Annotated in this window: 6 protein-coding genes; 1 reads left to right on the forward strand and 5 read right to left on the reverse strand. The window is 56.8% G+C overall.

Annotated elements, in window-relative coordinates:
• Positions 1 to 74 precede the first annotated feature (74 nt).
• Both RA157_RS07430 and mutS read right to left on the reverse strand, forming a co-directional pair.
• The gene (locus RA157_RS07430) at positions 75 to 2,870 is read right to left on the reverse strand and encodes a [protein-PII] uridylyltransferase (RefSeq protein ID WP_434058478.1); all 2,796 of its coding nucleotides are present in this window, start codon (positions 2,868 to 2,870) and stop codon (positions 75 to 77) included.
• An 89-nt stretch (positions 2,871 to 2,959) separates the two neighbouring features.
• Complete coding sequence (gene mutS, locus RA157_RS07435) at positions 2,960 to 5,683, reverse strand: DNA mismatch repair protein MutS (RefSeq protein WP_350335836.1); 2,724 nt, start codon at positions 5,681 to 5,683, stop codon at positions 2,960 to 2,962.
• A gap of 156 nt (positions 5,684 to 5,839) precedes the next feature.
• Between mutS and RA157_RS07440 the strand changes: the two genes are divergently transcribed.
• Positions 5,840 to 8,122 (forward strand): NADP-dependent malic enzyme, encoded by a 2,283-nt coding sequence (locus RA157_RS07440; protein WP_350335837.1) that lies wholly within the window; start codon positions 5,840 to 5,842, stop codon positions 8,120 to 8,122.
• Positions 8,123 to 8,200: 78 nt separating this feature from the next.
• On the opposite strand, the gene olsB is transcribed toward RA157_RS07440, so the two are convergent.
• The 3 genes from olsB to RA157_RS07455 all read right to left on the reverse strand — a co-directional run bounded on the left by olsB (position 8,201) and on the right by RA157_RS07455 (position 13,291).
• Positions 8,201 to 9,115 carry a l-ornithine N(alpha)-acyltransferase gene (gene olsB, locus RA157_RS07445; protein ID WP_434058494.1) on the reverse strand — a complete coding sequence of 305 codons (915 nt, stop codon included), beginning with the start codon at positions 9,113 to 9,115 and terminating at the stop codon, positions 8,201 to 8,203.
• Positions 9,116 to 9,383: 268 nt separating this feature from the next.
• Positions 9,384 to 11,690 carry an ATP-binding protein gene (locus RA157_RS07450; protein ID WP_350335839.1) on the reverse strand — a complete coding sequence of 769 codons (2,307 nt, stop codon included), beginning with the start codon at positions 11,688 to 11,690 and terminating at the stop codon, positions 9,384 to 9,386.
• 68 nt (positions 11,691 to 11,758) lie between these two features.
• A complete protein-coding gene (locus RA157_RS07455; RefSeq protein ID WP_350335840.1) occupies positions 11,759 to 13,291 on the reverse strand; it encodes a YifB family Mg chelatase-like AAA ATPase in 1,533 nt (510 codons plus the stop codon).
• Between the last annotated feature and the right edge of the window lie 86 nt (positions 13,292 to 13,377).

Raw genomic sequence — 13,377 nt, forward strand, 5'->3', positions numbered from 1 at the left:
CCTGTGACTGCTCTCTGGATGCCCTGGTCAGAGTGGATATTGATCTTTATAGGCAGAGGAGCGTTGCGAAGCTGCTAACGACTGGCCGCTGCGGCTTCTTTTGAGGCTTCTGTGCCGTCAAAGGCCCGTCGGAGCTGGTTGGTTATGGTTTTGCGCCGTCCGCCTGCAGTGATTTTCGCACCTGTAAGGTCTGTAACATAGAACACATCGACAGCCCGTTCTCCATAGGTGGCGATATGTGCTGAGATGATGTTGAGATTGAGACGCGACAGGGCACGTGTCAGATCAAACAGCAAGCCTGATCGGTCGAGCCCGGACACTTCAATAACGGAGAACCGGTTTGACAACTCATTGTCCAGGGTCACTTCCGTCTTGGTGGCGAATGTCTTGCGGCGCTTGCCTGCGGCACGGTCCTGCGAACGCGGATCCGGCAGTCTCTTTCGCCCACGCAGGGCATTTTCAATCAGCGAGACAATGCGTTCAGCGCGGCGTTTCTCGTCCGCATCCGTATCAAAACTGCGTTCGAGAAAGATGGTATCAAGCGCCCGGCCATCTGTGGTCGTGTAGATTTGCGCGTCGGCAATATTGGCATCACCAACCGAGCAGGCACCGGCAATCAGGGACAGAAGGCGCGGATGGTCAGGAGCCAGAATGGTTATCTCCGTTACACCCTCAAAAGTCAGTGGCTTAATGGCATAGGCAAAGGATTGCCCCGCCTGGTCGGTTTCCCGGATGAAGCCAGCATGTTCTATCTTGCGATCTGTATCGACCCTGAGCCAGTAGCCGGGATAGTGCAGCTCAAAATAGGCATCACGCTCATCAGATGACCAGTCTGACAGCGCATCAAGCAATTCGCTTTTGGCGGCCTGGACCAGATGCTCGCGTTTTCCGGCACTGTGCCCGCCGGTCAGGTAGCTTTCGGTTTCCGAGTAAAGCGTGCGCAGCAGCTGGCCTTTCCAGCCCGTGAAGACGCCGGGGCCAACGGCCTTGATATCAGCAACGGTCAGGATAAGAAGCATCTTCAGGCGCTCGAGGGTCTGCACGACGGCGGCAAAATCCTCAATCGTTTTCCGGTCCTGCAGATCGCGGGACTGGGCAACGCTTGACATGACAAGGTGATTCTCGATCAGCCAGGCAACCGCGTCAGTCTGGGTTGGTGACAGGCCGAAACGCGGGCAGAGTTTGCGGGCAATCTTGGCCCCTTCAACAGAATGATCTTCCGGGCGTCCCTTGGCGATGTCGTGCAGGAACAGAGCCACGTAGAGAATGGTCGGATCAGCCAAATCCGGCATCAGGCTGTGGGACAGTGGATGTTCAGCTTCCAGCTTTTCCCGATCGATCTCGGTCAGCACGCCAATTGAGCGCAGCAGATGTTCGTCCACTGTGTAGTGGTGATACATGTTGAACTGCATCATGGCGACGATTTTGCCAAATTCGGGGACGAACCGACCAAGCACGCCGGTCTCGTTCATCCGGCGGAGCGTGATCTCGCCATTTTCGGGAGAGCACAGGATATCGAGAAAGATCCGGTTTGCCTCCGGATCTTTCCTCACATCAGCCTTAATCAGCTTCAGAGAGTTTGAAACCAGGCGCAGTACGTGTGGCTGAAAGGCCAGATTGTTCTTCTCGGCAATCTGGAACAGACGCAGCAGGTTGACAGGGTCGCGTTTGAACACGTCATCATCGGCAACTGTCAGTCGGCCGTTTTCAATGACAAAGTCCTGTACACCCTTGATGCCCCGGCGTTTGCGGCGGAAGGGCCTGATCAGCGTGTTGAGACCGGGTGTCGGCTTCACATGCTGTTCTTCGAGTGAGGCGCAGAGCACACGGGTCAGATCGCCCACAGTCTTGGCGGTCAGGAAGTAGTGCTTCATGAAGCGTTCCACATCCTTCAAACCCGCATGTGCCGTATAGTGCAGTCGCGGGGCCAGTTCTCTCTGCAGTTCAAAGGACAAGCGTTCCTCAGGCCGCCCCGTGACGAAATGCATATGACAGCGTACCGCCCAGAGAAAATCCTCGGCCTTGTGCACCTTTTGCAACTCGCTGCGTGTGAGAACGCCTTTTGAAACAAGCTCGGAGGCTTTCTCCGTGCGATAGAAATATTTGGCGATCCAGAACAGTGTATGCAGATCGCGCAGCCCGCCCTTGCCTTCCTTGATATTGGGTTCCAGCACGTAGCGACTGTCTCCCAGGCGGCGGTGGCGATCATCACGCTCCTGAAGCTTGGCTTCAATGAAGGCCTGCCCGGTATAACGGACCACATCCTGATCAAAGCGGTCGACCATCTCGTCGAACAGGGCCTTGTCACCCCAGACCCAGCGGGCTTCCAGAAGTGAGGTGCGGATGGTCATGTCGCTCTTTGACAGGCGAATGCAGTCATCAATGCTGCGGGTGGCGTGGCCAACCTTCAGCCGCATGTCCCAGAGCATGTAGAGAATATATTCGATCAACGCCTCTGCCGAGGCTGTCAGCTTGTAGGGCAGCAGAAACAGCAGATCGATATCGGAACCCGGCGCCATGGTGCCGCGCCCATAACCGCCAATAGCCACAAGCGTGATCTTTTCGCCCGCCGACGGGTTGGTGATGCGATAGACGTGATAGACGGCGAAATCGTAGAGCGCGCGGATAATTGTATCCTGCAGATCACTGAGACGTCGGGCACAGGCAAGCCCTGATCCATCAATGAGAAACTGCGCTTCGATTGCCTTGCGGCCATCTTTCATGGTCTGTTTGAGATGGCTGAGAACCGCATTGCGAACAGCCTGTGACGACCCGTCGCTGGCGGTGTCCTGCGTCAGGGCAGTCAACTCCACACGAAGCTGGTCGAGATCCACGGGTGGTTCAAAAACGGGCGCTTTGGCGCGAGGCATGGCAGCCATCTCCGGCAACAGAACGATAATGCCTATGGCCTAGCGACTGGTCGCCTGTTTGACAAGCACCGCTTTTGGTCAGCCAGGCCTCAGGCCTCAGAACTCAGCAGCGCCCGCAGGCGATAGAGCGCGTCATGGGCTTCCCGTGGTGTCATGTCATCCGGATTCATACCGTCAAGCGCTTGGCGCAGCTCATCCGGCCCGGAGGTTGTGTCCGGCTTTGCCTGGACAACAGAGAAGAGCGGCAGGTCATCAACAAGCTGGCTGGCTGGTGATTTTCGCTCTCCATCCTCAAGTTGCTGCAGGACATCGCGGGCACGCTCAATAACAGCTTTCGGCAGGCCAGCCAGCTTTGCCACTTGAATGCCATAGGACCGATCTGCTGCACCCGGTGCGATCTCATGGAGAAAGATCACATCTCCCTTCCATTCCTTGACGCGCACGGTCGCATTGGCAAGGCGATCCAGCTTCTGAGAAAGAGCCGTCAACTCATGATAATGGGTGGCAAACAGGGTCCGGCCACGATTGACCTCATGGAGGTGCTCAATCGCTGCCCAGGCAATGGACAGGCCATCAAAGGTGGCCGTGCCGCGTCCGATTTCATCCAGAATGACCAGAGATCGTTCACCCGCCTGATTGAGAATAGCGGCTGTCTCAATCATCTCGACCATGAAGGTCGACCGACCCCGCGCCAGATCATCAGCCGCGCCAACTCGCGAGAACAGACGATCCACCAATCCGATATGAGCACTGTCTGCAGGGACATAACTGCCAAGCTGGGCCATAACGGCTATCAGGGCGTTTTGCCGCAGATAGGTTGACTTACCAGCCATGTTCGGGCCCGTCAGCAGCCATATCTGGCCATGATTCTGGGTCTGGTCAGGTCCGAGAGAGCAGTCATTGGCGACAAAAGGATCGTCATTGGCGCGCCTGAGCGCCTGTTCCACGACCGGGTGGCGACCGCCGGTAATGGAGAAGGCGAGGCTGTCATCCACCTGCGGGCGACTGTAATTCCACTCTTCTGCAAGCTCAGCCAGACCGCCTGCCACATCAAGGGCTGCAAGAGCCCGGGCGGCAGCCTTCAGGGAATCGGACTGGCTGACAACGGAGCGGGACAGATCATCGAACAAGGCCTGTTCCAGCCCGAGTGCCTGGCCGGCTGCATTGGAAATCCGGGTTTGCAGATCCGCCAGTTCCGTGGTCGTGAACCGCATGGCATTGGCCAGCGTCTGCCGGTGAATGAACTGCTCCTGCAGATCTCCATTCATCATCTTGTCGGCGTGAAGCGCGGTGACTTCGATGAAATAGCCGAGCACATTGTTGTGCCGGATTTTCAGGCCCTTGATGCCCGTCAGGTCGGAATATTGCGCCTGAAGCCCGGCGATCACCTGGCGGCTTTCATCACGAAGTGCACGGGCTTCATCCAGTTCGCGATGGAAGCCTTTGCGAATAAAGCCGCCATCACGCCGGAGAAGCGGCAGGTCATCGTCCAGGGCAAAGCCAAGCTCTGACCCAAGATCAGCCGGAGCCTGACCAAGTGCTGACACACAGGTTTTAATATCGCCCGGTAAGGCCAGCTGCGGATCACTTTCAAGGCGTACAGACAGGGTTTTCGATGCAACAATACCAAGCCGGATCGCATCAAGGTCACGCGGCCCGCCACGATTGAGGGCCAGACGTGACAGAGCGCGTGCCATATCTGGTGCAGCTTTCAGAGCTGCGCGCAGATCGCTTCTGAGGCCGGTATTTTCAACAAAATGCTGGACCGCATCAAGCCGTGCTGCGATCCGGGTTACATCAGTCAACGGCGAAGACAGACGTTCGGCCAGAAGCCGGGCGCCCGCTCCTGTTACCGTTCTGTCAATGGCGGAAAGCAGGCTGCCCTTTTTCTCGCCACCCAGTGTTCTGATCAGCTCCAGATTGGCGCGTGTGGCCGCATCAATCAGCATGGATGCTGCAGCATTCTCCCGTACCGGACGTGACAGGGATGGCCGCTCGCCGATCTGGGTTTTTTCCACATAGGCGATGGCGGCGGATGCTGCGGTCATCTCCAGGCGCGAAAACGCTCCAAAGGAATCGAGCGTCTGCACGTGGAAGAAATCAAGCAAACGCTTCTCCGCAACAGCACCATCAAAGAAAGATGCGGGCAGAGGCGTGATTGGAGACTTGAGACCATCCCAGATCAGGCGCAGTTCCGGAGCGCTGAACAGCGTGTCGGACAGGATAATTTCACGGGGATCAATTCTTGCCAGATCAGCTGCCATGCGCTTCTGATCCGCTTCCAGAACAGAGAAATCACCCGTGGAAATATCGATCCAGGCCAGAGCAAAGCGATCTCCGCCTTCCGTGCCGCCCTTGTTGCGGGCAATCGCGGCAAAGAAGTTGCTTTGCCCCGCAGACAGCAAGGTTTCCTCTGTCAGAGTGCCGGGTGTGACCAGCCTGACCACATCGCGCCGGACCACGGATTTTGAACCGCGTTTCTTGGCTTCTGCCGGATCTTCGGTCTGTTCACAGACAGCGACACGAAATTCGAGTGCAATCAGCTTCTGCAGATAGTCGTCAGCGGCGTGCACTGGAACGCCACACATGGGGATATCTTCACCCAGATGCTTGCCCCGTTTGGTGAGGGTGATGCCCAGTGCGCGGGATGCTTCAACAGCATCCTCGAAGAACAGCTCATAAAAATCGCCCATCCGGTAAAACAGAAGACTGTCCGGATTGGCTGCCTTGATTTCCAGATACTGCTCCATCATCGGGGTAGGTCGTGCGTCGGACGACGGAGAGCCGGATCGTGATTCTTTTGCGTGCGCCATGGCGGGAAAACCTATCAGACCGTTAACGGCATTTGAAAAGAACTTTCTTGCATCTGGGTCTTTTTCCCCGGTTTGATGGTGTAAAAGAGCAAGCTATTGTCGTAGCGGAAACAGTTCACCCCGAATTGCCGCCCCTTGAGCAGAAGAAAGAAAGATATGTCTCGAAAGAATGACGCCTCTGACGGCCAGGTTTCGGTTACGGATCAGGAAGCGCTGCGATTTCATCAGCAGGGACAGCCTGGAAAGATTGAAATCAACCCGACAAAGCCCATGGCCACCCAGCGCGATCTGTCGCTGGCCTATTCTCCGGGCGTGGCGGCACCGGTGCTGGCGATTGCTGAAGACCCGAGCCGTGCCTTTGACTATACATCGCGTGGCAACATGGTTGCCGTCATTTCAAACGGCTCAGCCATTCTTGGTCTTGGCAATCTCGGTGCGCTGGCATCAAAGCCGGTGATGGAGGGAAAAGCTGTTCTCTTCAAGCGGTTTGCCGATGTGGATGCCATTGATCTTGAGGTTGATACTCAGGATGTGGATGAATTCATCAATGCGGTGCGCTATCTCGGCGTCACATTTGGCGGCATCAATCTTGAGGATATCAAGGGGCCGGACTGTTTCATCATTGAGCAGAGACTGCGGGAGCTGATGGATATCCCGGTCTTCCATGATGATCAGCATGGAACGGCCATCATTGTGGCGGCCGGTCTCATCAACGCGCTTCATCTGACCGGCCGGAATATCAAGACAACGAAGATCGTCTGTAACGGTGCTGGTGCGGCTGGTATTGCCTGTATCGAACTGGTCAAGGCCATGGGTGTGCCCCATAACAATGTCATCCTCTGCGACACCAAGGGGCCGATTTATGCGGGTCGCGATTTCGGCATGAACCAGTGGAAAGCCGCTCACGCAGTTGAAACGGATGCACGCAGCCTGGAAGAGGCCATGGATGGGGCCGATGTTTTCTTCGGAGTGTCGGTCAAGGGTGCTCTGACGCAGGATATGGTCGCCTCCATGGCGGATAACCCGATCATCTTTGCCATGGCCAATCCGGACCCGGAAATCACCCCGGAGGAAGTTGCGGACGTTCGGGATGATGCCATCATGGCGACAGGGCGCTCGGATTATCCGAACCAGATCAACAATGTGCTTGGGTTTCCCTATATTTTCCGCGGAGCACTGGATGTCCAGGCGTCCGCCATCAACGACCAGATGAAGATTGCGGCAGCCCATGCCCTGGCCAATCTTGCCCGGGAAGATGTTCCCGATGAGGTGGCCAGTGCCTATCGCGGCAACAGGCCGAAATTCGGCCCGAACTACATCATTCCCGTGCCGTTTGATCCACGTCTCATCAGTGCGGTTCCGCCCGCTGTTGCTCAGGCAGCGATGGAATCAGGCGTTGCCAAGCGTCCGTTGATGGACCTGGAGCTTTACTCCCATCAGCTTTCTGCCCGCCGGGATCCGGTCGCAGGAACCCTGCATAGAATCTCCACCCGGGTCCGGCGCAATCCGAAGCGGGTTGTCTTCGCTGAGGGAGAAGAAGAGCAGGTCATCCGCGCTGCAGCGTCCTTCGTCAATCAGGGGCTTGGAACCGCAATCCTTGTCGGGCGGGATCACGAAATCCGGGCGACGGCGGACCGTGCCGGTATCGAGCTGAACGAGAATATCGTGCTGATGAATTCGCAGAGCTCATCCAGAACCGAGGATTATGCGGAATATCTTTACAGGCGCCTGCAGCGTAAGGGTCATCTGTTCCGGGACTGCCAGCGCCTTGCAAAGCATGATCGCAATTATTTTGCCGGCAGTATGGTGGCTTTGGGAGATGCTGACGCGGTTGTCAGCGGCGTGACGCGGAACTACTCCGTCGTGCTGGAAGACATGAAAACCGTGATTGATCCCAAGCCCGGCCAGCGTGTCATTGGTGTTTCACTGGCTTTGTGCCGGGGGCGAACGGTTCTGATCGCCGATACTGCCGTGCATGATATGCCGACAGCGGAAGAGCTCGCGGATATTGCTGAAGAGGCGGCTGCCGTGGCCCGTCGTCTTGGGCATGAACCGCGTGTTGCCCTGTTGGCCTATTCCACCTTTGGTCATCCACCGGGAGAGCGGTCCAACAAGCTCCGGGAAGCGGTGGAAATTCTGGATTCGCGTCGGGTTGACTTTGAGTATGACGGCGAGATGGCGGCTGATGTGGCTCTGAACAAGGAGTTGATGGCAGCCTATCCGTTCTGTCGCCTCTCAGGTCCGGCCAATGTTCTGGTCATGCCAGCCTTCCACTCTGCGTCAATTGCCACCAAAATGCTGCAGGAGCTGGGTGGCTCAACGGTTATTGGTCCGCTGCTGGTGGGCTTTGAGAAGTCTGTCCAGATTGTCACGCTCGGTGCAAAGGATTCCGATATCGTCAATATGGCCGCGCTGGCTGCCTACAATGTAGGTGGATAGAGCCCTGACTCTAACGACAGCCCGGGCCATTTGCTCTGGTCCGGGCTGCTTCCAAAACAGGTCTTCAGATAACCAGGATCAGTTCGCGCGACGCCGGGTCTGACCGCTGTAATAATTGACGTAGCGGTCATCAATCTGGCTGATCGGGATAACGATAAACACATCGGTGGTCCCGAACTGGTAATCAATTACGGCACCATCTCCCACATAGGCACCGAGGCGCATGTAACCCTTGATCAGCGGCGGCAACTGTCTGAGCACGGCTTTCTGATCAACCGCTTCCAGCGGCATGCGGTTCATGTGAACATAACGGCTCTGCACGGCGCGGGCAGACCAGGTGTCCGGCGCTGATGCGCTGTGGTGAATGAAACTCAGCTGTTCCGCCAGTTCCTGAGGGTCCGTGCCTTCAATACTGGCACAGCCAAACAGAACATCAATATTGTGCATGCAGATATAGGACCAAATGCCCTGCCAGAGTAGCTCGACCGTTCTCTTGCTGCGATAAGATTTCAGAACGCAGGATCGGCCAAGCTCAAGAAAGGTCTTGTCCGGGTTCTGTTCTATCAGACCGCTGATGTCATATTCATCTGTTGTATAAAAACCGTGGTTGAGCTCAGCAACATCCTGCCGCAACAAGCGGTAAGTGCCGACAATCTGCGGTTTCTTGCGGCGGAAACGACCTGAAACCGGCTCATGATCAATAACCAGCAGATGATCACAGATAGCATCGAACTTGTCGGCATCACGCCGGGTTGCCCGGGTCATCTTGTTCGGTTTGGCCGACATCTCTTCATAGAAAACCCGATAGCGCAGGCGCTGAGCCTTGCGGATCTCTCTTGGTGTGCGGGCAAGCCGGACTTCCAGAGATCCGATTCGTCCCAGCGTATCACCCTGGCTTGCAATCTCTCCCCGGCGCGGCAAGGGGATGACGTTACTGGCGAGTGGGGTGAACCGCTTGACCAGACGCGTGGTTGACAATCTCTGAGGGCGCATCATTGGTTTCCTGAACATTCCGGCAGTTTATCACATGCCGGGCCTTTCGCCATCTAAGTTTCTGTGTGCAGCGGCTGAACCGGGATCGGTTCAATCCATCAAAACACACGTCATCCATAAGACAGGCTCATGACAGAATGACGACGGAATTTACGGGTCTGAATCCTACAGCGTGCTTCTGAAAAGTTGATAGACTTTTCAGATAAAAGCTCGCGCAGAAACAAACTCGTAAAGCGCCGCTACCAATTCAAGTTAAAGGTCTGGTACTTTAACGGGATGCGATATCGGCAAGAAGGCTCTGCAGGCGTTCAGGATCGATAGGCTTGGTGATAAAGCCGTCGAATTGCAGGTCATCAGGGTTTTGGCCGTCCTCGGCCAGAACATCTGCTGTGAGGGCGACTACAGGAACCGGGGCGCGACCCAGCTCCTGTTCATCTTCCCGGATCTGCCTGAGGGCGGATCTGCCATCCACTCGGGGCATGTGAAGATCCATCAGGATCAGGTCGTAGGTTCTTTCCCGGGCGGCCATGATACCTGCATCACCATCGGCAACCCGTGCGGGTCGATGGCCTGTTTTCTGCAACAGGGTTGTGACCAGAAGCGCGTTGACATCATTGTCTTCCACAACGAGCACTTTCAGCGCAGACACGGGCGCTGGCTTGTCTGCATCAGTATCAAGGATCGTTTCCGGCGCTTTATCGAGCGGGGTCGTGTGATCATCCGGATCAAGAAGCTGATCGAGCAGTCGCTTGAGTGTTGCCGATCTGATCGGGCGAACCAGAAAAGCGTCCAGTCCCTGGGCCTGCCAGTCATTCAGCCTGTTGCGACCGTCATGGGTGAGAATGACTGCACGGGGGATATCCGGCAGTGATATTTCTCTGAACCGGGTCGATACAGTTTCGGGGTTCTGCTCACCAGTATCCGCGTAAAGCAGAAGATCCGGTTTGAACTTATCATCAAACCTGATGTCTTTCAGGTCGGACGCGATGGTAACGTGATGGCCGAGTGCCTCAAGATCGGTTTTCAGAGCTGGTGCTTCCAGCGGGCTGTCCCAGATAATCAGGCAATGACCCGGATCTGAGGACGATTCAGTTACAGAGGCGGGGTCTGCCTTGACAGACAACACAAAATGGAAGCGACTGCCGGATGTGCCTGTCTCAACATCAATATGGCTGCCCATCAGGTGGACGATGCGCTGGGAAATTGAAAGCCCAAGGCCGCTGCCGCCATGCAGGCGCGTGGGGCCTTCGTCTGCCTGGGTGAACTCATCAAAGACGGCTTCTACCGGCTCAACCGCGATGCCGGGCCCTGTGTCCTCAACGGAAAAGGTCAGGTGATAATGTCCGTCTTCCTTATCCGGTTCAGAGGATATGGACACCCGGACGCCACCGGTCTCTGTGAATTTGACCGCATTGCCGATCAGGTTGAGAAGAACCTGCCGCAAGCGGCTACCGTCAAGCATGATGTTTGAAGGCAGGGCCGGGTCAAGCTGTATGGCCAGATCAAGGGATTTTGCATAGGCCTTGGGAGCGAACAGTTCGGCCAGCTTTTCAACCAGATCCCGAATATCCGTGGGCTCTGAACTCAGATCCAGCCGCCCGGCCTCAATGCGTGAGATGTCGAGCAGGTCGTTGATCAGTTCAAGAAGAGCCAGGCCGGAAGACTGGGCAATATCCGCGTAATTCCGCTGCTCCGGAGAAAGCTCGGTATCCATCAGCAGGCCGGTCATGCCCAGAATGCCGTTAAGTGGCGTACGGATTTCATGACTGACCGTGGCCAGAAAACGGGACTTGGCGCTGTTGGCATCCTCAGCCGCGATCTTCGCGTCTGTCAGGGCCGTCTCATGCGCCTTGCGGTTGGAAATGTCCTGCGCCAGGGTCAGTGTCGAGGTGACACGGTTTGCCTCATCCCGGATGGTGATATCACGCCAGGAGAACCAGCAGGGACCTGACACCGTCTGCAATTGCAGGTCAATATCGCCTTCACCATTGACCGAAATGGTATTGTAGCTTTCTGTCAGATGATCCAGATCGAGTGTGTTGCCGATCCTGATATGCGGATTGCCCGCAAGAAGGCGGCTGGCCGATGGGTTCATATAGGTGATGCGATCATTGGAATCCCGCTCCAGAACCACATCTCCGGACTGGTCGATCAGGGCGCGGTAGTGTTGAAGGGTGTCCCGCAGTTCCCAGATTTCATCCTGGAGCTGCTCGCTTTGATCCGCTGAAGCCCTGACAGCAAGGGCTGAACCGTTTGAAGAGAGGCTCGTCGAGGTCTTGAAGAGCCGCTGTTGACCGGATCCGTCCGGGGTGCCAAGCAGAAGGCCAAGGCAGAGGCTGCCAAAAGCTGAGGGCACGAGGGCAAACCCGTAATGACCCAGCAGGACAAACAGAAGTGCAATCCCCAGATTGGCAAGTCCGGCGCATAGCAGAACAACGGCACGCGTCTGCCGGGATGGATAAGATGTCTTGCGGCGGCGTAATGTCTTTGAGGCAGGCCGCGCGAAGACAGGCGGCGGCGATGGCCGCTCTGCTGAATCCGGTCCTGTTCCCTTATGTATCAGCCGCTCTCTCAACGGTCTCTCCGCTCTTGATCGGGCGGATCATGACATGAGATGTTTAAGACCGGCTGAACAAGAACAGTCTAAAATGCCTTTGTACCGGTGTTTTCAAGAGCGCGGTAACTGAGAGATTCAGCCAGATGCAGGCGATTGACCCCGGGATCTCCATCAAGATCGGCAATACTGCGCGCAACCTTGAGAACCCGATGATAACCGCGGGCGGAAAGCTGCATCTTGTCTGCGGCCTCCTGAAGGAGGTCTGCGGCGGCCTGATCCAGGTTGATCACATCCTCAATACGGGCGGGCGGGCATTGAGCATTTGTCCGGCAATCCGGGATGCCAAGCGCCTCAAATCGTGCTTTTTGGCGGTCACGTGCCGCAGCAACCCTGTCTGCAACAGTTGCAGACTGTTCCGCTTTCTCAGAGCGGACCAGGTCGCTGGCAGTCACGGCGGGGACTTCAATACGAATGTCAATCCTGTCCATGAACGGGCCGGACACACGAGCCTGATAATCTGATGCACAGCGTGGCCCCCGCTTGCAGCTGTGCCCGGGTTCTCCGGCATACCCGCAACGGCAGGGATTCATCGCAGCAACGAGCTGAACACGCGCCGGATAGGTAACCCTGTAATTGGCTCGCGCAATGCTGGTTTCGCCTGTTTCCAGTGGCTGGCGCAGAGAATCCAGGACCTGAGGGGTGAATTCCGGTAACTCGTCGAGAAACAGGACCCCATTGTGGGCCAGTGAGATTTCCCCGGGCCTGGTGCGCAGGCCACCGCCCACAAGAGCCGCCATCGAGGCCGAATGATGCGGTGCCCGGAAGGGGCGTCTGTCGGTCAGTTGCCCATCAGACAGGGTGCCGGCAATCGATTGCACCATGGAAACGTCCAGCAGTTCCTTTGGTGAGAGTGGCGGCAGAATGGACGGCAGGCGGCTGGCCAGCATGGATTTACCCGAACCGGGAGGACCGACCATCAGCAGGTTATGGCCACCGGCGGCGGCTATTTCCAAAGCCCGCTTTGCCATCTGCTGGCCCTTGATATCAGCCAGATCCGGCAGGTCAGTGGCCGGTTTGTGCATCCGGGCCTCTGGTCGCGACAGGATTTGCGTGCCCTTGAAATGATTGGCCAGCCCAATGAGGCTGACGGGGGCGAGAATGGTCACATCTTCCCCGGCCCAGGCAGCTTCCGGGCCGGAACGGGCCGGGCATATGAGGCCAAGTCCGGAACCCGATGCCGCCATGGCTGCAGGCAGGACACCGGCGACTGGCGCGACCGTGCCATCAAGCGCCAGTTCACCCAGCACCATGTAGTCCTGAAGCTGGTCGGCAGGCAATGCGCCCATGGCAGCCATTAGGCCGAGAGCGATTGGCAGGTCGTAGTGACTGCCTTCTTTTGGCAGATCCGCAGGAGCAAGGTTGATGGTGATGCGCTTTGCCGGAAGAGCCAGACCTGAGGCAACAAGTGCCGCGCGCACCCGTTCCCTGCTTTCACCTACGGCCTTGTCCGGCAGCCCGACAATGGTAAAGGCGTGAGCGCCTGGCCCGATCTGAACCTGAACATCAACCGGGACCGCATCGACCCCTTGAAAAGCAACTGTCTTGATACGCGAAACCATAGATTCAACCCCAAACAGAACGGGTTTCTGAAGCTATGGCAGAATACTCCCGATCAGAATGCAACCGTATTACAACCTAATCGGGA

Source organism: Coralliovum pocilloporae, assembly GCF_030845175.1.
Lineage (GTDB): Bacteria > Pseudomonadota > Alphaproteobacteria > Rhizobiales > Cohaesibacteraceae > Coralliovum > Coralliovum pocilloporae.